The sequence below is a fragment of the Acidovorax sp. Leaf191 genome (genome assembly GCF_001424425.1).
Classification (GTDB): Bacteria; Pseudomonadota; Gammaproteobacteria; order Burkholderiales; family Burkholderiaceae_C; genus Acidovorax.
In genome coordinates this window covers 51,767-72,741 of record NZ_LMPT01000018.1, presented here as the reverse complement: position 1 = coordinate 72,741, position 20,975 = coordinate 51,767, and the positions used below count along the sequence as shown (strand labels likewise).

The 20,975-nt window shown below is 67.3% G+C and carries 15 protein-coding genes; 8 read left to right on the top strand and 7 right to left on the bottom strand.

Going from position 1 to position 20,975, the window contains the following annotated elements:
• Nucleotides 1-138 precede the first annotated feature (138 nt).
• The 7 genes from ASG27_RS12060 to ASG27_RS12030 all read left to right on the top strand — a co-directional run bounded on the left by ASG27_RS12060 (nt 139) and on the right by ASG27_RS12030 (nt 11,195).
• Nucleotides 139-2,289, top strand: coding sequence for a hybrid sensor histidine kinase/response regulator (locus ASG27_RS12060; protein WP_056422967.1), 2,151 nt, complete (start codon nt 139-141; stop codon nt 2,287-2,289).
• Between the two features lie 256 nt (nt 2,290-2,545).
• On the top strand, nt 2,546-3,319 hold the full coding sequence (locus ASG27_RS12055) for a hypothetical protein (protein ID WP_235504024.1): 774 nt from the start codon (nt 2,546-2,548) through the stop codon (nt 3,317-3,319).
• Between the two features lie 90 nt (nt 3,320-3,409).
• Nucleotides 3,410-3,673, top strand: coding sequence for a DUF2024 family protein (locus tag ASG27_RS12050; RefSeq protein ID WP_056417277.1), 264 nt, complete (start codon nt 3,410-3,412; stop codon nt 3,671-3,673).
• Between the two features lie 88 nt (nt 3,674-3,761).
• Nucleotides 3,762-4,478 carry a glutamine amidotransferase gene (locus ASG27_RS12045; RefSeq protein ID WP_056417274.1) on the top strand — a complete coding sequence of 239 codons (717 nt, stop codon included), beginning with the start codon at nt 3,762-3,764 and terminating at the stop codon, nt 4,476-4,478.
• 158 nt (nt 4,479-4,636) lie between these two features.
• Entirely contained in the window at nt 4,637-7,261 is a 2,625-nt protein-coding gene (locus ASG27_RS12040) for a diguanylate cyclase domain-containing protein (RefSeq protein WP_056422964.1), read from the top strand.
• 276 nt (nt 7,262-7,537) lie between these two features.
• Nucleotides 7,538-8,893, top strand: coding sequence for a PQQ-dependent sugar dehydrogenase (locus ASG27_RS12035; RefSeq protein WP_056417268.1), 1,356 nt, complete (start codon nt 7,538-7,540; stop codon nt 8,891-8,893).
• A gap of 223 nt (nt 8,894-9,116) precedes the next feature.
• Nucleotides 9,117-11,195: a TonB-dependent receptor family protein gene (locus ASG27_RS12030; protein ID WP_056417265.1), complete on the top strand. Its 2,079-nt coding sequence runs from the start codon at nt 9,117-9,119 to the stop codon at nt 11,193-11,195.
• Nucleotides 11,196-11,264: 69 nt separating this feature from the next.
• Here the strand turns inward: ASG27_RS12030 and ASG27_RS12025 are convergent, their stop codons facing one another.
• A complete protein-coding gene (locus ASG27_RS12025) occupies nt 11,265-12,914 on the bottom strand; it encodes an argininosuccinate lyase (protein ID WP_235504023.1) in 1,650 nt (549 codons plus the stop codon).
• Between the two features lie 176 nt (nt 12,915-13,090).
• Here ASG27_RS12025 and ASG27_RS12020 point away from each other — a divergent pair, with 176 nt between their 5' ends.
• Nucleotides 13,091-14,035, top strand: coding sequence for a LysR family transcriptional regulator (locus tag ASG27_RS12020; RefSeq protein WP_056417261.1), 945 nt, complete (start codon nt 13,091-13,093; stop codon nt 14,033-14,035).
• 9 nt (nt 14,036-14,044) lie between these two features.
• On the opposite strand, the gene ASG27_RS12015 is transcribed toward ASG27_RS12020, so the two are convergent.
• The 6 genes from ASG27_RS12015 to ASG27_RS11995 all read right to left on the bottom strand — a co-directional run bounded on the left by ASG27_RS12015 (nt 14,045) and on the right by ASG27_RS11995 (nt 20,959).
• Nucleotides 14,045-16,642, bottom strand: a complete 2,598-nt coding sequence (locus tag ASG27_RS12015) for a membrane-bound PQQ-dependent dehydrogenase, glucose/quinate/shikimate family (protein ID WP_056418250.1) — start codon at nt 16,640-16,642, stop codon at nt 14,045-14,047.
• A 321-nt stretch (nt 16,643-16,963) separates the two neighbouring features.
• Nucleotides 16,964-17,260, bottom strand: a complete 297-nt coding sequence (locus tag ASG27_RS12010) for a hypothetical protein (RefSeq protein ID WP_056417258.1) — start codon at nt 17,258-17,260, stop codon at nt 16,964-16,966.
• Nucleotides 17,257-17,505, bottom strand: a complete 249-nt coding sequence (locus ASG27_RS26730; protein WP_156370709.1) for a hypothetical protein — start codon at nt 17,503-17,505, stop codon at nt 17,257-17,259. Before ASG27_RS26730 ends, ASG27_RS12010 begins: the two co-directional genes overlap by 4 nt.
• Before the next feature lie 54 nt (nt 17,506-17,559).
• A complete protein-coding gene (locus ASG27_RS12005; RefSeq protein ID WP_156370707.1) occupies nt 17,560-19,818 on the bottom strand; it encodes a putative bifunctional diguanylate cyclase/phosphodiesterase in 2,259 nt (752 codons plus the stop codon).
• Nucleotides 19,808-20,569, bottom strand: coding sequence for a GGDEF domain-containing protein (locus ASG27_RS12000; protein WP_056417255.1), 762 nt, complete (start codon nt 20,567-20,569; stop codon nt 19,808-19,810). Before ASG27_RS12000 ends, ASG27_RS12005 begins: the two co-directional genes overlap by 11 nt.
• Nucleotides 20,570-20,959 (bottom strand): DUF1987 domain-containing protein, encoded by a 390-nt coding sequence (locus ASG27_RS11995; RefSeq protein ID WP_056417252.1) that lies wholly within the window; start codon nt 20,957-20,959, stop codon nt 20,570-20,572.
• Between the last annotated feature and the right edge of the window lie 16 nt (nt 20,960-20,975).

Sequence of the window (20,975 nt, the reverse complement as noted above, 5' to 3'; positions counted from 1 at the left end):
CCAAGGAGCTCAACCCTTCCCAAGAGACGCCAGCGCCACCTACCTGCCAGTAAGAATCGGTTGTAATCCACACTGCAGGTTTGCGTGCCGAGCCCCGGCACCCCCGCCACCACCGAACCGTGATTGCAAGGACGGAACATGCCGGACAGCCCCGCCGCAGCCCCCCACGCTCCCCGCCAACGGGGCGACTCGGTCCGTTGGCTGCGCCTGCTGGTCATGCTGAGCATTGCAGTCCCCCTGTTCATCTATCTGGTGGTGGGCGCGGTGCGGTACGTGGGCGCCCGCGACGACGCCGCCGCGCGCGTGAGCCGCTCGCTGCGGGTCGCCCATGAGCATGCGTCCAAGGTGATCGCGGCGTCGGAAGCGCTGCAGGACAAGGTGCTGGTGCTGGTCAGCGGCAGAAACCCGGCTGAACTGCGCGGCAACGAAACCGCCTTGCACGAGGCGTTGCGGGCCAGGACCGTGGACCAGCCCCAGATCCAATCCATTCTGATCCTGGACGCCCAAGGCAAGACCGTCGCCAGCAGCCGCCTGCTGCCGTTCCCGGTCACGGACCTGTCCGACGGCGAGTACTTCAAGGTCCATCAACAGGGCTTCAAGGGCTCCTACCTGTCCAAGCCCCTCGTCACGCGCACGACGAAAGAACCGGTGCTCAACCTCAGCACCGGCTTTTACGACCACGAGGGCCGGTTCGCCGGGGTCATCAACGTCACCCTGCTGACGTCCTACTTCCGCGGCTACTACAGCGACCTGGTGGCCGACGACCCGGGCCTGGCGGTCAATCTGTTTCGGGAAGGCGGGGAGATCTACACCCGGTGGCCGGACATCGCTGGTGCGCCGGACCGGCTGTCGCCGCAAGGCCCGGTGCTGACGCACCTGCGCACGGGCGAGGAGTCTGCGCAGCTGCGGGGCATTTCATCGGTCAACGGGGAAGACAGCTTCCTGGCCTACCGCAGGGTCAACAACTACCCCCTCTACGTGGGCACGGGCATGAGCCTGATTGCGCTGCGCAATGACGTGCTGACCGAGCTGGGGACGCTGTTCGCCATGGGCGCGCTGCCCGTGGCGGCACTTTTCCTGACGGCCACCCTCGCGCTGCGCAACGCCCGGACCGCGCTGCAGACCATGGAGAGCCTGGAGAAGGAAATCGAAACCCGCCACCGCGCCGAAGAGGCCCTGCTGCAGGCCCAGAAGCTGGAGGCGCTGGGCCGGCTCACCGGCGGCGTGGCGCACGACTTCAACAACGCGCTGATGGTGGTGAGCAACAACCTGCACCTCATCAGGCGCGCGGCACCGGGCGTGGCGACGAAGCAAGTGGACTCCATCGCACGGGCGGTCAAGTCGGCCACCAACCTCACACGGCAACTGCTGGCCTTCTCGCGCCGCCAGCCGCTGGTGGCAGAACACGTGGTGCTGCAGGAGAAGCTGCCGTCCATCAAGGACTTGGTCAGCCCGGCGGTGGGAAGCCAGATCCAGCTGGATGTCCAGGTGGATGCCGCCACCGCACCGGTCACCCTGGACCTGGCGGAACTGGAACTGGCGCTGCTGAACCTGGCCATCAACGCGCGGGACGCCATGCCCAAGGGCGGATCGCTGTCGATCATGGCGCGCAATGCGACCGTCGCAGAAGCAGGCACCAGCACGCCCACGGACATGGTGCTCATCGACGTGCAGGACTCGGGCACAGGCATCGCGCCGGAGCTGATCAGCAAGGTCTTCGAGCCCTTCTTCACGACCAAGGCCGTCGGCGAGGGCACCGGCCTGGGCCTGAGCCAGGTGTACGGCATGTGCCAGCGCCTGAACGGGCGGGCAGAGATCTCCAGCGAGCCGGGCGTGGGCACACGGGTGCGCCTGCTGCTGCCCGCAGCCGCGCCACAGGTGCAGCAGGCCTCGGCGTCCCAACCCACGCTCGCACCGCTGGGCAAGACCGTGCTGATGGTGGAAGACAACGAAGAGGTCGCCGCATCGCTGGTGCCCATTCTCGAATCGCTCGGGTGCCGCGTGACGCATGTGGACCGCACGGCCAAGGCCCGGCAACTGCTGGAGCGCGGCGACCAGCCGGACATCGTGCTGTCCGACGTGGTCATGCCGGGCGACATGGATGGGGTGGGCCTGGCCCAGTACATCCGCCAGACCTGGCCGCAGCAGCAACTGCTGCTGATGACGGGGTATGCCGAGCAGCTGGACAGCATCCGCGGCCTGGGGTTCGAGGTGCTGCCCAAGCCCTGCACGCCGGAGATGCTGTACACGGCGCTGGCGAAGCTCACCCGGGCCCACTCACAAGGCTGAATGGCCGGTTCGCACTGCGCTATCGCGCTGGGATGGGCCTGAGAACGGCCTGCCTGGACGCCTGGACGCCTGGACGCCTGGACGCCTGGACACCTGGACACCTGGACACCTGGACACCTGGACACCTGGACGCCTGGACGATTGGACGCCTGGACGATTGGATATCTTAAAAACACGAATGGCGGCCATCGCCAAGGCACTCCGGGGAACACTTGCATCCATGCAATCAGCATGACCACTGCAAGGCGAGGACCCCATGACACTGCACCATTCCATTCAGCGCGCCACCATGGCCCTGGCCTGCGCCACGCTGGCCTCCGTCGCCGTGGCACACGGCACTGCACACACGGGCAAGGCCCATAGCGGCGGCATCCAGAGCGCGCCTTCGGCCGCCATCAAAGCACCCTACGACATCGTCCACACCAAGATCACCACCGACGGAAATGTGGCGATCTTTCACATGCACGTGTCTGGCAAAGCCGGCGCGAACAAGCCGACCAGAACGGGCAAGCTGGCCGGCAGCAGCGTGTTCTCCTATGTGTGGCCCACCACGCTGGACCCCGCATCGGTGGGGTTCGAGCCCGGCAGCGGCATCCTGGCATTTGCCGTGACTTCCCACCCCGACTTCGACGACACCCCGCTCTTCGACGAGAACGCCGATGGCCGCACCGGCAACGACGGTGGCGTGTGGCATTCGCACTGGGTGGTACTGCAGCCCGACGAGGCGTGCGGCAAAGGTGCGCTCAAGGTAGTGGACATTCCAGAGGGCAGCAAGTCCCGTGTCCCCAAGACGTGGCCCGGGCTGCCCATCCTGATCGACAGCCCCGGCTGGAGCCCCACCTTCTCCGGCGGCACGCTGGAGGTGCGCGTGCCTTTTGACGACATCGGTGTCGTCAACGCAGCCAGCTTCGACGGCGTGACGGCCGCGCTGCGCGTGAATGCCAGCGTGCACAGCCCGCTGCTGTGCGTCGTCGATGTGTTCAAGACCGCGTCGGGCGACCTGTCCCTGCCCGGCAAGACGAACAAGTAGGACGGGCAGACAGCGACCGCGAGGGCACGCAGGCTGTGTGCCCACCGGTTGCAAGCCTGTGATTCATTGCCACCGACACCCGGACACCCCATGCAAATTTCAGTCTACGACACCTACGTGCAGCGCCCCGACGGGCGGCGCATGCACTTCGACATCCTGGTACCTGCCAACCTGGCCGATGACGAGCGCGTCCTGCAGTATGGCCGCACCTATCTGGCGGCCAGGGGCCTTAAAGCCACCGCGCTGAAAGCCGAGAAGTGCAACTTCTGCCATACCGAGTCCGCCCACCCAGCGGTAGAGCAGGAGATCGCGCAGCACGGCTTCGCCATCATCGAGCTGGAGCACTGCACGTGATGGCCGCACTGCCCATCGCCTGCATGGACCGCCCGGCAGCACCGCCTGCCACGGCGCCAAGGCGGCAGGCTTCAAGGGCCGAAGCATCATGAAAACCGAACGCCCCATGGTGCTGGCCTTGCGCCATGTCCACTTCGAAGACCTGGGCACCCTGGAGCCCCTGCTGCGCAGGCGCGGCTACGAGGTGCGCTATGTCGACCCTGCGTTGGACGACCTGCAAGCCATCGACCCCACCACACCGGCACTCGTCGTCGCGCTGGGCGGCCCGGTGAGTGCGGTCGATGAGGACCGCTTTCCTTTTCTGACGGCGGAACTGCGCCTGCTGGAGCGGCGACTGGCCAGCGGCAAGCCCTTGCTGGGCATCTGCCTGGGTGCACAGCTCATTGCAAGGATTGCGGGTGCCCGGGTACAGCCCATGGGGTACCCTGAGATAGGCTTCAGCCCGTTGACCCTGTCGTCGGGGACTGCACCGGAGCTGTCCGTGCTGGCCCCGCTGGCAGGCATCCCTGTGCTGCACTGGCACGGCGACCATTTTGAGTTGCCCCGGCATGCGCAGCTTCTCGCCAGCACCGCCCTGTGCAAGGAGCAGGCCTTCACCCTGGGCACGGCTGTGCTGGCGCTGCAATTCCACCTGGAGGCAGACCCTCGCCGCATCGAGCAATGGCTGGTGGGCCACAGCAGCGAGCTGCGGCAGGCGGGAGTTGCGCCCCACCGCATTCGCGCCGATGCGCTGAAGGTGGGTGGGGCGCTGGAACAGGCCGCGCAGCACGTGTTCACCCGCTGGCTGGAATCGTGCAAGCTTTAAAAAGATCCAGGCGCGCCCGGCTCGGTCCAGCCTGACACCACCGCCTTGGTGAGCGCCCAGCATTTCGGGGGGCTATCAGGCCGGCGAGAGCACTTCGGCCCCCGCAATTTTCAGGGTAAACCCGCCGCTCGGCGATGACCGTGTGGGTAACATTCCCCATGCCCTTGAACTCCATCACGCCAGCGAGTCAGGCCGAACAACAACGCCGAAAGCTCGGCGCGCTGCTGGTCGGGGGCAATCTCTTGCTCGGCGCAGTGCTGGCAGGTCTGGTGCTTTCCGTTCTGTCCTCTTCCAGGCAAGCGCATGAAGACCGGGCGCGTGCTGCAGCCGAGCGGTTCGTCGCCATCGCCAGTGCCAGCCTGCAGTCGGAACTGGGCGTTGTGGACACGGTGCTGAAGATCACCATGGGCGATCTGCAACGGGCTGGCTTCGACGCGGGCGCCACCGTGCAGGACATCAACGACCACCTGGCGGCCAAGCACCGGGTGCTCGCAGGGGTGGAGGGGTTTCGGGTGGCGGATGAAAACGGTCTCGTCCGGTGGGGCAACCTCATCGACAGCACCTCTCCACCCGACATCACCGACCGGGACTTCTTCTTTTTCGCCAGGGATTCCAGCTCCGACAAGGCGGTCGTCTCCGACCCCGTGATCTCGCGAGTGTCGGGCCACCCGGTCATCGTCGTGGCCCGCCCCATGGCATGGGACGGCAAGTTCCGGGGCGTGCTGTACGCCAGCATCCATACCGAGCACTTCGAACAAATCTTCAAACGGTACGAGCTGGCCGATTCCGACGGCATTTCACTCAGAACCAACGACCTGAAGCTGGTGGCATTGCAATCCCCGCGGGGCCGCGGTGCGGCGGCGGTGGGCAGCCGGGACGTCGCGCAGGAACTGCAGGACTCGCTGCGCAGCAAGCCGTCGGCCGGCAGCTACCTGGCGACCTCGAAAGTCGACGGCATCAGCCGCACCTTCGCCTACCGCCAGGTGGACGGCTGGCCCCTGCTCGCGATTGCCGGACTGGACAACTCGATCCGGTGGAGCCAATGGCGCGGCGAGATGCTGGTAGTGTCGCTCCTGGCCGGCTTGGCGTGGGCACTGAGCTGCGCGGCGACCATCGCCGTCTACCGATTCGGCAGCCGCGCTCTCCGCGCAGTGGCTGCGTTGCAAGCCCAAGGCCGGCAGACACAGACGCTGCTGCGCGTCGCGGGAGACGGCATCCACATCCTGGACCGCGCGGGGCGCCTGGTCGAATTGAGCGACTCCTTCGCCGAAATGCACGGCTCGTCCCGGGACAAGCTGCAAGGCCAGCATGTGTCGAGCTGGGACGCGAACCAGAACGAGGCCCGAATCGATGCCTGGCTGGCCAAGATCCGGGATGGGGACAGGCAGCGTGTGGAGGTCCAGCATGTGCGCTCCGACGGCAGCATCATCGATGTGGACCTGCACTGGCGCGCCGTCGACATCGACGGACACCTGCTGATCTTCGGCTCGGCCAGGGACATCACCGACAAGAAACGCCTGCTCCAAAGCCTGGAAGAGTCCTCGGCGCGCATCCAGGACCTGTATGACCACGCACCCTGCGGATACTTTTCGCTGGACGCGGACGGGCGCTTCGTCCACCTGAACGCCACTGCCAAGGCATGGCTGGGGGGAGATTTACCGTCAGACGCGAAGTTCGTGGGGCTGCTGGACGCGGTGACCCGCCCGCAGTTTCGGGACCATTTCATCGCCCTGGCCCTGCAGCTCCACGCACCCGAGATCGAGGTCTGCATCTCGCCCGCCAACGCCCCGCAGCGCCACCTGTGCATCAATTCCACCGCCGTAAGGGATGCCGATGGCAACTTCCTGATGAGCCGCACGGTGGCGGTGGACATCACGGCCCAGCGTGAAGCGCAGCAGCGTGTGGAGTCGCTGTTGCGCGAGCAGTCGGCCATGCTCAACAGCGATGTGGTCGGCATGGTCAAGTTCCACTATGGCAAGGTCAGCTGGAAAAACCGCGCATTCGAAAAAATGCTGGGCTACGAAGACGGTGAACTGACCGGCGCCGCCATCGACATCCTGTGTGCGGAAGACGGCGATCGCCATGCGCTGGCGCAAGAGACCCTGCTGGACCTGCGCAGGGGGGACAACTACCGGGACGACGTGCGCCTGAAGAAAAAGCACGGCGACGTGATCTGGGTGGATCTCAACGGCGTCCAGCTGTCCGACACCGAATCGTTCTGGATGGCGGTGGACATCACCGAAGCCAAACGCGCGCACGAACAGATCACCCACGTGGCCTTTCACGACGCGCTCACGCAGTTGCCCAACCGGCTGCTGCTGCTGGACCGCATGCAGCAGGCCCTGGCCGGCGCGCAGCGGTTCGGGCACGAGGTGGCTGTGTGCTTCATCGACCTGGACGGCTTCAAGGAAGTGAACGACCAGCACGGGCATGAGGCGGGGGACAAGCTGCTGGTGGCGATCGCCGCACGGATCACCGCCAGCATCCGCGCGACGGACACCGCGGCGCGGATCGGGGGCGATGAGTTTGTCCTGCTGCTCGCGCCGCTGTCGGGCAACGAATGGCACGCCATCCTCGAGCGGCTCATGCAGACTGTCGATGCGCCGATCGCGCTGGGTGAACGGTTGCAGGTCAACCTGGGGATGAGCATCGGCGTCGCCCTGTCCAAAGGCCGCACCGAGGCTGAAGTGCTGGTGGCGGAGGCCGACGGAGCGATGCTTCAGGCCAAGCGCGGTGGCAAGGGGCGCATCCATCTGGCGGGCAGCGCGCAGCAGGCAGCTTGACGGCTGGGTTCAGCGCTGCTGGTTGTAGCGCACTTCGCGGCTATATCGGCCCTTGCGGAAGGAGCCCATGCTGCGCCCGGGCCGAGCAGAGCCCTGATTGCAGGGTGACCCAGGCAGGCCCACGCCTGGAGCGCAGCCGTCGCCGCGCCGGCGCGTGACCTTATTTGTTTTCCTGGAGGCCTGACCCCCGGTGCGTCCCGGTGTGTGCCTGACTTGCCACAAGAATGACGGCTTCCGCCTACATCGGCGGGGGGCCGGCACTGCCCATACTGCGCCATGCAAACGCCTGCCCGACACACTTCGCCGACCCGGCCCTGGTGGCCTCTGCCTGTGCTGGCGCTGCTCGCCGGCTGCTCCTTCGCAGGCGCCGGGGCGCAGCCGCTGGTACCGCCGGGCGTCGGTCCCAACCCGCCACTACCGCCACCGCAAAAGAACCTGCTCATTCCCACGCTCAACATCGCGCCGGCCGACCAGTGGCCGCAGGGCACGATGCCATTGGCACCTGCTGGGTTCAAGGTGACCGCGCTGGCCACCGGGCTGGACCATCCGCGCTGGGTGTACACCCTGCCCAACGGCGACGTGCTGGTGGCCGAAAGCAACAAGCCGCAGCCTGAAGAGGGCTCCAAGAATGTCCATGCCGACGGCCTGCGGGGCAAGGCCATGGGCATGGTCATGAAACGTGCCGGCGCGGGCACGCCCAGCGCGGACCGGATCACGCTGCTGCGCGATGCCGACGGCGACGGCGTGGCGGAGACCCGGGCGGTGTTCATGAAGGATCTGGTGTCGCCGTTCGGGATGGCGCTGGTGGGCAACCAGCTCTACATCGCCAACGCGAATGCCATCGTCAAGGTGCCGTATGAAACCGGGCAGACGTCGGTGACGGCAGCCCCCGCCAAGGTCACGGACCTTCCCGCAGGTGCCAACCACCACTGGACCAAGAACATCATCGCCAGCGCGGACGGCAGCAAGCTCTACGCGACGGTGGGCTCCAACAGCAACATCGGCGACAACGGCATGGAAGCCGAACAGGGCCGCGCAGCCATCTGGGAGGTGGATTTGGCCACCGGCAACAAGCGGCCGTTTGCCACCGGCCTGCGCAACCCCAACGGCCTGGGCTGGGAGCCGCAGAGCAAGGCGCTCTGGACGGTCGTCAACGAGCGGGATGAGCTCGGCAACGATCTCGTGCCCGACTACCTCACCTCCGTGAAGGACGGCGCTTTCTACGGCTGGCCCTGGAGCTACTGGGGCCAAAATGTGGACAGCCGCGTGAAGCCACCCAACCCCGACATGGTCGCCAAGGCCGTGGCGCCCGACTACGGTTTGGGCTCCCACGTGGCGCCGCTGGGTCTGGCGTTCTCCGATGAGCGCATGCCCACGCAGTACGCCAGCGGCGCCTTCATCGGGCAGCATGGCTCCTGGAACCGCAAGGAGCTCACCGGCTACAACGTGGTCTTCGTGCCGTTCGCGGGCGGGCGGCCGTCCGGGCCGCCGGTGCAGTTTCTGACGGGTTTCCTCAGCAAGGACGGCAAGGCGTATGGACGCCCCGTGGGCGTGGCCCTGGACGCCAAGGGTGCGCTGCTGGTGGCCGATGACGTCGGCAACACCATCTGGCGGGTGGTCCGCTCGGAATGAGCGCCACGCCGCAGCGCACCTAAGTCATTTCGCGCGCCGGGCACGGCGACAATCTCCTGTGCCACGTACCACATCCCGCGTGCCACTTGCCATTTGCGACTGCCACATGCCATGAACGGCACGCACGGGTCCATGGCGGGCAAGCCGTCCACATCCTCTTTTGTCGGGTTCACCTGTGCTCTTGACCTTGTCGCCCACCCACCGGCGCAGCCTTTGTCTCGCGATGGCGGGCTGCGCCGGGCTCGCGGCGCACGCCGCTGACGAAGCCATTGCCGCGCCACCCACCGTGGCCGAGGCCACGCCGGTGCTCGGCACCGTCGAGGTGCTGGACAGCACCGCCGCCCAGCGCCGCTTCGACAGCGCGGCCAGCCACAGCAGCGTGGCCGTCGACGGCTTTTCAGCGCCCATGCCGCTGGTGCACCTGTCGGAGCTGCTGAGCGGCCAGGCCGGGGTGGTAACGCAGGACCGCGGCAACTATGCGCAGGATCTGCAGATCGCCGTGCGGGGATTCGGCACGCGTGCCACCTTTGGCGTGCGCGGCGTGCGCATCCTGGTCGACGGCATTCCCGCGACCATGCCCGACGGCCAGGGCCAAGCCGCGACCGCCCACCTGCCGTCTGCCGCACAGGTCGATGTGCTGCGCGGCCCGCTGGCGCAGCTGTATGGCAATGCGGCCGGCGGCGTGGTGCAGGTCACCACGCGCGAGCCCCGCACCGCCGGCACCGCGCAAGCGGGCGTGGCGGTGGGCTCGTTCGGCCAGCGGCTGGTGGATGCCTCGCTGGACTTTGGCGACCAGCGCCTGGGCGGCCTGGTGGACCTGTCGCATTTCGAGATCGACGGCTGGCGGGCGCACAGCGCTGCGCAGCGCACGCACTTCAACGGCAAGCTGGTGGCCCGGCCGGATGCGCGAACGCGCATCACCGCGCTGGTAAATGTGTACGACCAGCCGCTGGCACAAGACCCCCTGGGCCTCACGCGCACCCAGATGCGGGACGACCCGCGCCAGGCCGCCGCGGTCGCCACGGCCTTTGACACCCGCAAATCGGTGGCGCAACACCAGCTGGGCGTGGTGGTGGACCACCAGCTGTCTTCGGCGGACAGCGTGCAATTGCGGGCCTATGGCGGCGCGCGCGAGCTTAAGCAGTACCTGTCCTTCAGCGGGGCCGCCGCCAACAGCGCGGGCGGCGTGGTGGAACTGGACCGCAGCTACCGCGGCGTGGGCGCCACCTGGACGCGGTCCGTGCGGCTTGCATCCGGCCTGCCGGTGACCTGGACGGCGGGCCTGGAGACACACCGCATGGCCGAGCTGCGCCAGGGCTTCGTGAACGAAGCCGGCGACAGCGGCGCCTTGCGCCGCAACGAGGACGACCGTGCCACCAACACCGATGTCTACGGCCAGCTCGACGCGTGGCTCTCGCCACGCTGGCGTGCCATCGCCGGGGTCCGCACCAGCCAGGTGAGGGTGCGGGTGGACGACCGTTACGTCACCCCTGCCAATCCCGACGACAGCGGGTCCCGCACCTGGCGCCACACCAGCCCGGTGCTGGGTGTGGTGTGGGCGGCCACCGACGCGCTCAACCTCTACGCCAATGCGGGCCGCGGCTTCGAGACACCTACGCTGGCAGAGATGGCCTACAGCACGGGCAACGCAGGCCCCAACTACGCTTTGTCCGCATCGCGAAGCCGGCAGTGGGAGGTCGGGGCCAAATGGCGTGGCGAGCGCCAGCAGATCGACCTCGCCTGGTTCGATACGCGCAGCCGTGGAGAGATCGTCCCGGTGGAAACCGTCAACGGCCGCTCCGTCTTCCAGAACGTGGACAACGTGCGCCGGCGCGGCCTGGAGCTGGCCTGGCGGGCGGCCTGGGGCGCCTGGTCGCCCAGTGCCAGCTACACGTACCTGGATGCGCACTTCGGCAACGCCTACACGGGTGCAGCCGGTGCCGCCATAGCCGCCGGCAACCAGTTGCCCGGCACTGCCCGGCATGTGGCGCACTGGGCCGTCGACTATGCCCCCAGCTCCCAATGGCGCGTGGGCGGCGCCGTGAACCTGTCGGGCCGCGTGTTCGCGAACGACACCAACAGCGAATCCGCGGCGGGCTTTGCGGTGGTGGGCCTGCACGCGGGCTACCAGCTGCGCGGCACCACGCCCGGCGCAGCACGCTGGCAGCTGTGGGCCCGGCTCGACAATCTTTTCAACCGGCACTACGCAGGCACGCTGATCGTGAACGACGGCAACGGCCGCTTCTTCGAGCCTGCGGCGGGCCGGCGGCTGATGGTGGGCGTGCGGGCGCAGTTCCTCTGAGGCCAGACGGGACCGCACCGCACGGCCACGTTGCGCGCAGATTCAGCGCACAGCGCCAAGGCCAAACGTTTACGGAGCAGCCACCAGGCTCGCAAAGGCCGCGTTCAGCGCCGCTTCGGCCGACAGCAGGCGCTGCCGCGCCTCTGCAGACCACGCGCGGTCGCGTGCCAGGCTGTCCTTGCCGCTGGCGATCATCCGCTGAACTTCTTGCGGTTGCGGCCCGCCCGTGCCGGTGCGGGTCAGGACCATTTCCGCAGGCGACAGCGCGCGGCGGAACTCCTTCTCCCCCAAGGGAAGCCGCTGCTCCTTGAGATCGTATTTTCTGCCTGCTTCGCGGTAGATCCTCACAGCCTCTGCGTACGGAAAGTCCTTGGGCCGGATGTTGCGTTCCTTCGCAAACAGCACGACATCGGAGGCGAAGTGGTGCCCCACGCGAAACGGTATGCCGTGGCTGCGCTGCAAGGCCTCCGCCAGCTCCATCGACGTGGTCCATTCCGACTCCAGCTCCTCCAATGCGCGTGCCGGGTCGATGCGCAGCGAGTCCAGGACATCGGTGAACTGCTGCAGCATTTCCACCCCCTGCACGAATGTCTTGGCGCCGGCGGGGCTCCATGTGTTCTTGTAGTCGATCATGCCCGGCGTCACGTTATGGGCGCGCCACAGCGACGCCTGCGCAGACGCCACCACGTCGCTGGCCTTGGCCCGGGTGTTCTGGATGATGCCGGGGTTGGCCTTTTGCGGCATCGCGCTGCTGGTGTAGGTTCTGGAGCTGGCCAGCAGCAGCCAGGGCCGGGTCTGGTGGTACTGCGTATGGACGTCCTGCATGAACGCACCGACACGGATGGCGGTGGAGCTGGCGATGGACGTGGCCTCGATGGGGATGTCATAGGTGCTGATCTGCCCGGCGTCGAGCGAGTTCACGATCAGCCCGTCGAACCCCAGCAGTTGGGCCAGGCGCTCCCTGTTGATGTTCCAGCTGGAGTTGGACAAAACCGCCGTGCCCATGGGGCTGAGGTTGACGCGCGCGTAGGCCTCGCGGATGCGTGCCGAGTCCCGTCCGAACGAGTCGGCAAAGGCCAGCAGGTAGTGCGCATAGCTGATGGGCATGGCCTGCACGCCGTTGGTGTACGCCGGCACATACGTGGCGGTGTGGGCCTGCGCGATGGTGATGAGCCCCGCCCGCACCTGGTCCAGCGCGTCCGCGAAATCCAGCATCTCCAGCCGCAACTGCGCGGCATTCAGCGTCGAATGGATGTCCTGGCGGCTGCGGCCGGTGTGGATGAGCGTGGCCTCGGGCCCCACGGCATCGGTGATGATCTTTTCGACCTGCAGCACGTCGGTGGGGCGCTTGCCGCCGGGCGCAGAGGCCTGGGCGATGGACTGCTCGACACCACGCGCAATGCGGCCTGCCAGGGGCTTGGGAATGATGCCCTGCTCCACATTCATCACGGCCGAAGCCATGTTGATGCGGCCGAACCAGTAGAAGGTGTCCTGCGACCGCGACAGCGCACTGGTGGCCTCGCCTTTGACCACCCCCTGGATCTTGGCGACCTGCGCCTGGCATTCGGCCGTGGTCTTGCACGCGGTGTCCAGCGTATCGGCGGCCTGCGCCTGGCCAAGCGACAGGATGGCTGCGACCACCGCCAGCATGGAAAAGCGGGAGGTGCGTCCGGTGGCGCGGTGCGGCGAGCGGGTCGGGTGGGTCGAAAGCGATGGCATGGGTGTTGTCTCCTGAATAGCCCCGGGACTTTTGATGTCCCTTTCGGCAATAACATTCGTGAATTGGATGGACGGGCGTACGTGCGCCCCTTCTGCAAGGCCACGGCATCGTGGCATGCCGGCCCGAACACCACCAATAGTTCTTTCGCATCTCTATTCATTTTCTGAATGCCGCCATGTCTGAGCCCTCCCCCTCGGTCCTGTTCAATCGCATCCTGGGGCGCGTGCGCCTGCGGCACCTGCAACTGGCCATCGCGATCGCCGACCTGCAAAGCCTGCACCGGGCCGCATCGGCGATCGGACTGAGCCAGCCTGCGGCCACCCATGCCCTGGCAGAGCTGGAGGCCACGCTGGGCGGAGCCATTTTTGAAAGACACGCCAAAGGCATGCGGCTGACCACCCTAGGCAGCGCGGTGCTTCCGCTGTTGCGGGCGGCCCTGGTGCCCATACAGGCCGTGGCAGGCAACGCAGCACTCATGCAGCAGGGGGCGGCCTCCGCACCGATCCGTATCGGCAGCATTGCGGCGGGTATCAACGGCCTGTTGACCACCGCGATTGCGGCGTACTGCGCAGTGCAGCCGGCTGTGGTGATGGATGTGCAGGAAGTCACCATCGACAACCTGCTGGCCAGCCTTCAGGACGGCAAGCTGGATCTAGCGATTTGCCGCGAACCGGATCCCATGCCCCAGGGGTTCGAATTCCATGCGGTGCACAACGACCAGTTCGTCATTGCGTGCCGTCCCCAGCACCCGTTGACCCGGCAGGCCGCGCTGAGTGCCTCAGACCTGCTCGCGCAGCGCTGGCTGGCACCACCGCTCACCGGGCTCGGGCCCCAGCAGGTCGAGCAGCTGTTTGACGACCTGGGCGGTGTCCCGCAGCTGTGCAGGGTGTCCGGCCGCTCCGCGGAAATCGCCTACGCCCTGCTGTGCGGCAGCGACTTGCTGGTGTACGTGCCGATGAGCCTGGTGCGGCCTTTCGTGCAGCGGCAGGACCTGGCGATCCTGGCGTGGCAACCCAGGCCCGTACCGCCGCTGGGCGTACTGGCCCGAGTGGACACGATGGCGGACCGCACCCACCCCTGCCGCCGTTTCATCGACCACCTGCTTGCAACACCGCAGTAGCGCTGCGGGCTAACGCGGCAACGCGTAGGCACGCACCGAGTCGCCGGCCTTGGTGCCGGTGGAGCCATGCCCACCCGCCACGACGACCACGTACTGGCGGCCATCGCCACCGGTGTAGCTCATGGGGGTGGCCTGCCCGCCGGCGGGCAGGCGGTCGTGCCAGAGAATGCGGCCGTCGCTCACGGCATAGGCGCGCACATAGTTGTCGAGCGCCCCCGAATAGAAGGCGACGCCGCCTGCCGTCACCACCGGCCCGCCGATGCCGGGCACACCCATGCGGAACGGCAGTGGCACCGGTGCCAGGTCGCGCACCGTACCGTTGCGGTGCTTCCACGCAACCTGGCCGGTGCGCAAGTCCACGCCCGCCACGTAACCCCAGGGCGGCGCCTGGCAGGGCAGACCGATAGGCGAGACGAAGGGCTTCATCGACGCCGCGAACGGCGCGCCAAAGTTCTCGTTGAGCGCAGGCAGGCTGCCTTTGGGCGGCCCGCCGTCCTGCACCAGCAGGCTGGTGTCGTCCTTGCGCGGGACCAGTCGGGAAACGAATGCCAGATAGGTGGGCGTGGTGAACGCGACCTGGCGGTCCGGGTCGACTGCAATACCGCCCCAGTTGAACACGCCGAAGTTGCCCGGGTACACCAGGGTGCCTTGCTCGGACGGCGGGGTGAAGCGGCCCTCGTAGCGCAGCCGATGGAACGCAATGCGGCAGGCCAGCTGATCGAACATCGTGGCGCCCCACATGTCGCGCTCGCGCAGTGGCGGCGGGTTGAACGACAGCGCCGACCGCGGCTGCGTGGGCGCCGTGTGGTCGCCGGTGGCAGCACCCTGGGACGCCGGCTCTTCCTGCACCGGCAGCACCGGGGCGCCGGTGCGGCGGTCCAGCACGAACAGCTCGCCCTGCTTCGTGGGCTGCACCAGCGCCGGCACGGTCTGGCCGTTGACCTGCAGATCGATCAAGGTCGGCTGGGCTGGCACGTCGTAGTCCCACAAGTCGTGGTGCACGGTCTGGAAGTGCCAGCGCACGCGGCCGCTGGCCAGGTCCAGCGCAACGACGGACGATGAATAGCGCTCCACCGCCGGAGTGCGGCGGCCGCCCCACTGGTCGGGCGGCTGGTTGCCCATGGGCACATAGACCATGCCGAGCGCTTCGTCCACGCTCGATATCGACCAGCTGTTGGGCGAGTTGGGCGTGTACGTGCGGCCCGGTGGCAGCGGCGCGGTGTCCTCGGGGTTGCCCGAATCCCAGTTCCACACCAGTGCACCGGTATCGATATCGAAGGCGCGGATCACCCCCGACTGCTCTTTGACCGACGCGTTGTCCAGCACGGTGCCGCCCACGATCACGTAGCGCTCGGTCACCACCACGGGCGATGTGGAGTAGTAGGCCCCCGGGCGAAGGTTGGGCATGCGCTGCCACAGGTCGATCTGGCCAGTACCTCCCCCGAAGTTGGCGCACACGGCGCCTGTCTCGGGGCTCAACGCAATGATGCGGCCATCCGCCGTGGGCATGAACAGCTTCGCGGTGCAGGCCGCGTCCGTGGCCCCGCGCTGTGCGGCGACGGGTGGGCGGCGCGTGCTGACAGCGCCAGGGGCCGCTGCCGCAGGCTCGGCCAACTGGGCGGGCCTGCCCGTCGCGGGAGCGGCGGCAGGCGCGGCTGACATTGGCGTCGTGGAGCCTGCGCTCGCGCCGCGAGGCGGCTGGTAAGACAGGCCCCGGCAGGTCAGATGCTGCAGAGCGAGCTGGTTTTCGATCTGGGGGTCGTAGCGCCACAGCTGCTTGCCGGTGGTTGCATCCAGCGCGATCACCGACTGGTGCGGTGTGCACAGGAAGAGCCGGTTGCCGACCTTGAGCGGGGTGACCTCGTACGTGGTCTCTTCGGGATCGCCCGGCTTGCCCCGCACATCACCCGTGCGGTATTCCCATGCCAGCTGCAGCTGCGCCACATTGGCGGGCGTGATGTCTGCCAGGGGCGAAAAGCGCTGGCCCAGGCCCGTGCGCCCGTAGGCATGCCATTCGCCCGGCGGCACCACAGGATTGACAGCCGTGCCCGGCGCCGCGTCTGCCACGGGGTTGGCCGCAGCCGGCGCAGAAGGTGGAGTTGGGATCTGCGGCAGTTGCCCCGCCATGTCATGGGGTTCGCGGAACCAAGACGCTACGGCCACGGCGGCGGACATGAGCATCACCACCGCCAGCAGTCCCCGGTGCGACGCCCCGAAACGCTGGCGCACCGGCTGCGCGCCGGCTGGCTGCGATGGGCTTCGGACCGCATGCGCAGAGGCAACGGTGGCATGCCCAGCCCACGGGCTCAGCAGCCACACACCCAGAACGAACAACACATCCAGCCGCGCAGCCAACGGCCACCAGTCGAGTCCGACCTCCCACAGCGCCCACGCGAGCGACCCACCGAGCACCACGGCATACAGGCTGCGCGCCCAGGTGCTCTGGCGAAACCACAACCCTCCCGTGACCATGAGTGCAGCACCGACGGCCGCGTAGTACCCGCTGCCGCCCAGCCATACCAGCCAGATGCCGCCAGCCGCAATGGCTGCTCCCAACAAAGCGACGACGACGCCCGTCACCTTGGCCCTGCGTGTGTGAACTGCCATGCTGCCCATCCCGTCTGCTCAGTGGATATCCATTGCGTGCGCTGCGCGATGCGCGCTCGCTCGCTGAAGCGACATGGTGCCCGCGGTCTGTACTCCACAGGGTGGGTTCTCGCGCTGTCGGCGAGTGCGCACCCACCTACAGCAGCGGCTCCCAGGTTCCGAAGCAGTACGGGGATGGCCTTGTCGGCAGGTCGTGTGCAAAGCAAAAAGGGCTCCCGAGGGAGCCCTTTGAGACGAGACTGCAGGGCAGTGTAGGGAACACGTCCACATGGCATCGACACCCGGACGGTGCCGCCCATGGGAAGGCCCGCGCCACCTGCATTACATGAGGTTGCCGATTTCGCCGTGCGAGATCTGGCCGGTGCGCACGGCCTCTGCGGCCTGGGCGCGGACTGCAGTGCGGTCGGCCGTGGACTTGTAGGTCACCACGCGGGAGCCGGCAGGCTCGATGCTGTGCGTGCGGGCTTCCGTCACGGCTTCGGCATTGACTTCGGCGCGGGTGCGGTTGGTATCGAATTGCAGTGCGAACTGCGAAGCATCGGCTTCATCGGCATGCGCGCCAAATGCGGCGAAAGCGGACACAGCGGCGATGGAGAGGAAGCGTACGGTCTTGTTCATGATGAAATTCCTTGGGATAAAAAAGCGCTCAAAAAAAGCCGGAACGAAGTGCCAAGCGCAGATGCGATGAACTGCTGCGTGCCGGGTTCGGTGAGTCGCCTTGCGGGTTTCGGCTCATCGATGGGTTGAACTGTACGCCGCATGCCGCGCCAGAAAAACCACCCAGTCGCCAACTGACCGTTCCAGTATTGAGAACAATCGACGGCGAACTCGCGCCCGCCGTACGACTCCACCAGCGCCGTCAAGGCGTGTGCGTTCGTGCGTGAGTGCAGGAGGCCGCCCAAGCCCTTGCACAACCCTCAACCGGCCAGGGCGTCCCGAGGCCCGCACGCGTTGTGCCGAGCCTGGCGCTCCATCCAGGCGATGAGAGCGTCCTTCTCCATGGGCCTTGCGATGTAATAGCCCTGCCCCTCCTCGCACCCCATGGCCAGCAGCGGCTGCCAGACGGACGCGTCTTCGATCCCTTCCGCCAGCACCTTCAGCCCCAGCTTGCGCCCCAGTTGCGCCACCATTTCTGCGATGCGGGCGCCGCGCGGTTCGCCCAGCTGGTGCACGAAGGAGCGGTCGATCTTGATCCGGTCCAGCGGCAGGCGCTCCAGGTAGCTCAGCGACGAGTACCCGGTCCCGAAGTCGTCGATCGCAATCGAGATCCCCTGGGCACGCAGCGCGGACAGGGTGCGCTCCAGAAACTGCGTGGGAAGCACTGCCACCGACTCGGTGATCTCCAGCTCCAGGTGCCGCCCCTGCAGCCCGCTGCGCTCGAGCGCGGCACACACCAGGTCGAAGAACCCTGGGTCCTGAAGCTGCACGGTGGACACGTTGACCGCCATCCGCTGCGGCGCTGCGTTCGCATCCAGCAACTCGCGCATGGTGGCGCAGGCCGTGGCCAGCACCCACTGGCCCAGCCCGACGATGAGCCCGGAATGTTCGGCCACCGGAATGAACTGGTCCGGCGGGACGAACCTGCCGTCGCTGGTGCGCCATCGCAGCAGTGCCTCCAGCCCCACCAGTGCATGGGTGCTGAGGTTCAGCTGGGGCTGGTACACGAGGAAGAGCTGCTGGCCGTCGATGGCCTCTCGCAACTCCGAACGCAGCAGCGCCCTGGCCCGTGCCTCGGCCCCCATCTGCGCGGCGTACTGGAGGTCCTGCCCGCGGTGGTCTCGCTTGGCGCGTTTGAGCGCAATGGTGGCGTCCTTGACCAGGTCCACGCCGGCTTGCGGCTCGGCCGGCAGCAGCACGTACCCGCAGGTAAGCGAAACCTTGTGTGGAACGCCGTCGATGTTCAGCGGCTGCCGCACGCAATCGAGCAGTTGTCTGGGCTGTACCTGCCGCTGGGAGCCGAGCACCCCGAAGGTGTCCGCGCCCAGGCGCGCCAGCAGCACACCTGGTGGAAGCGCTGCCTCCAGGCACCGGGCCACCTGCTCCAGGAGTCGATCACCGAACCGGTGGCCCATCACGTCGTTCGTGGCACTGAAGTCGTCGATGTCGATCAGCGCCAGCACGTAGTCGGTGGCACCATGCCGCGCGCAGTCATGGACCTCTTCGACAAAGTGCGCGCGGTTGGGCAGGTTCACCAGCGGGTCGTGGTAGGCGCTCTCGTGCAGTCGCCCCAGAAGGCCGCGGTTGTGCAGCAGCGTGCTCAAGTTGGCGCACAGGACATCGAGCAGCTGAGGCTCCAGGCCGCGGTGGTTCCCGGGCACGTCCATGAACACGACGAAATCCTGCTCGTCCTTGTGCCCGATGTGCAGTGCGAGCCCCCCGGACTCTCCGAAGACGTTGTACCGCCGCTTGATGGAGGCGCACAGCAGGTCCAGCTCCGGCCCCTGCGACAGCAGGTCGAGTGGCAGGCCTGCAAGTTCGGAGAACCTGCCGGCAGCGGCCAGCACATGGTAGTCGCGCCGGCCCTCACCGCGCTGCACGCACACCAGGCCTTCCCGGGGGACCTGGAGCAAGGCGGCGAGCTGGGTGAGCACGGCCGACGCGAACTCGTGGGCGTCCTTGGTTTCCAGCAGCGATGCGCTGGAGCGCACGATCAGCTCCAGGCTGACGCGGCTGGCATCCACGGCGCACAGCTGCTTGTACGACCGAACGGCGGTCACCACCATCGCCAGCAGCCGGTCCGGGGTGAGTTCGGCCTTGGTCCGGTAGTCGTTGATGTCGTACCTGAGCAGTGTCTCCAGGTCCGGCACCTGGCCCGGCTGACCGGTGCGCAGGACGATGCGGGTGTTTCTCAGTCCCGCGCAATGGCGGATGAAGTCGACCAGATCGAGCCCTGCGCTGGGCTGCTCCGACACCACGTCAATGATGACCATGGCGAGGTCGGTCTCGGTGAGCAGCAAGGCCTTGGCTTCATCGCCCGAGAAGGCGTGCATGAACACCAGAGGCCGCTCGAACAGCGTGCGTCCCTCCAGCGCGGCCAGCGTGGCGGCATGAACATCGGGATCGTTGTCCACCACGAGTATCCGCCAGTGGGTGCCCTGGCTGCGCCCAGCGCGCCGCGCGGCGTCGACGGCAGCCCACCCGGGTTCTGCCCTGCGCAGCTCGGCCTCAGACCACATGCTCGAGGGAGGGCAGGGTCGGGGCCGCCATGCGGACCTGGTTGCGCCCCCCACGTTTTGCGACATAGAGCGCTTCGTCGGCCAGCCCATAGGCACCGTCGAAATCGCTGCCGGCAGGTGCCCAGCACACGCCGAAGCTGGCCGTCACGCCACTGCCGTCCGGCAAGTCGAAACCATGCGTCTCGATGGCGCGCCGCAGCTCCTGCGCCACGCGTTCGGATTCCGCGCCGCCATGCCGCGGCAGCACGACGGTGAACTCCTCGCCGCCGACACGCCCGATCTGCGCGGCGGCGGGAACGACGGCCTTCAGGCAGGCCACCACCCCCAGGATGACCCTGTCGCCCGTCGGATGGCCGAAGCTGTCGTTGATGCGCTTGAAATGGTCGATGTCGAGCACGACCAGGGCCAGGTCTTCGCGGACGAAGTGGCGGTTGACCCGTTCGATGATGGCCGCACGGTTGAGCACCCCCGTGAGCGGATCGTGGTTGGCCCGGTGCTCCAGCTCGGCCGCCAGGTCCTGCAGCCGCGTGTTCATCTGGTTCATTTCCAGCTCGGCCCTGTCGCTGCGGCGCACCAGCCTGCGCGTCTCCCGCAGCAGCCGCTCGTACGCCAGGATCAGCTCGCCCAGGGTCTGTGCGCATGCGTCCTGCGCGGCGCTGGCGCAGGCACTGTGGGCTGCTCTCGCGGCCAGGAGCGTCTGGTTCTCCGCATCGAAAAGATCGGGCGCCGGCCCCGTCGCAGTGCTTGCCATTCAAGCAGCTCCCACTGCATGGGTCACGAACTCGATGGCCGGGAAGTCCTCGCTCAACTCCTGGCCGAACTCCAGGATGGTGTCGTCTTCCTCATCGTGGTACCAGTGCAGGACCACCCGGTTGCCGGCCTCGGCCGCGTTGCTCAGCGCCTCGATGAGGTTGAACAGCATCTTGGTGCTGGAGCTGTTGAAGTACGCGAGCGCCACGTTCACCTCCAGCGCGGCGCCGTGCTGCGTGGACAGGAACTCGCCCAGCCGCGTGATGATGTCGCCATAGAAGGCCGCCGCGTTCTCGGGATAGGACTCGCCCCGCAGGCTCAGCGTGCGCGTGTCAAACTTGAAGTCCACCTCAGGCGAGCTGGGCGTGGGTGCGATGTAGAGGTTTTCCATCAGTAGTCTCGATTCG

What these genes read in the sequence shown, in the direction of transcription:
- ASG27_RS12020 (WP_056417261.1), top strand. Translation starts at nt 13,091, where the DNA reads ATGTCTGAGCCCTCCCCCTCGGTCCTGTTCAATCGCATCCTGGGGCGC.
- ASG27_RS11995 (WP_056417252.1), bottom strand. Translation starts at nt 20,959, where the DNA reads ATGGAAAACCTCTACATCGCACCCACGCCCAGCTCGCCTGAGGTGGAC.
- ASG27_RS12045 (WP_056417274.1), top strand. Translation starts at nt 3,762, where the DNA reads ATGAAAACCGAACGCCCCATGGTGCTGGCCTTGCGCCATGTCCACTTC.
- ASG27_RS12035 (WP_056417268.1), top strand. Translation starts at nt 7,538, where the DNA reads ATGCAAACGCCTGCCCGACACACTTCGCCGACCCGGCCCTGGTGGCCT.
- ASG27_RS12040 (WP_056422964.1), top strand. Translation starts at nt 4,637, where the DNA reads ATGCCCTTGAACTCCATCACGCCAGCGAGTCAGGCCGAACAACAACGC.
- ASG27_RS12005 (WP_156370707.1), bottom strand. Translation starts at nt 19,818, where the DNA reads ATGTGGTCTGAGGCCGAGCTGCGCAGGGCAGAACCCGGGTGGGCTGCC.
- ASG27_RS12000 (WP_056417255.1), bottom strand. Translation starts at nt 20,569, where the DNA reads ATGGCAAGCACTGCGACGGGGCCGGCGCCCGATCTTTTCGATGCGGAG.
- ASG27_RS12025 (WP_235504023.1), bottom strand. Translation starts at nt 12,914, where the DNA reads ATGCCATCGCTTTCGACCCACCCGACCCGCTCGCCGCACCGCGCCACC.
- ASG27_RS12050 (WP_056417277.1), top strand. Translation starts at nt 3,410, where the DNA reads ATGCAAATTTCAGTCTACGACACCTACGTGCAGCGCCCCGACGGGCGG.
- ASG27_RS12030 (WP_056417265.1), top strand. Translation starts at nt 9,117, where the DNA reads ATGGCGGGCTGCGCCGGGCTCGCGGCGCACGCCGCTGACGAAGCCATT.
- ASG27_RS12055 (WP_235504024.1), top strand. Translation starts at nt 2,546, where the DNA reads ATGACACTGCACCATTCCATTCAGCGCGCCACCATGGCCCTGGCCTGC.
- ASG27_RS12060 (WP_056422967.1), top strand. Translation starts at nt 139, where the DNA reads ATGCCGGACAGCCCCGCCGCAGCCCCCCACGCTCCCCGCCAACGGGGC.
- ASG27_RS12015 (WP_056418250.1), bottom strand. Translation starts at nt 16,642, where the DNA reads ATGGCAGTTCACACACGCAGGGCCAAGGTGACGGGCGTCGTCGTCGCT.
- ASG27_RS12010 (WP_056417258.1), bottom strand. Translation starts at nt 17,260, where the DNA reads ATGAACAAGACCGTACGCTTCCTCTCCATCGCCGCTGTGTCCGCTTTC.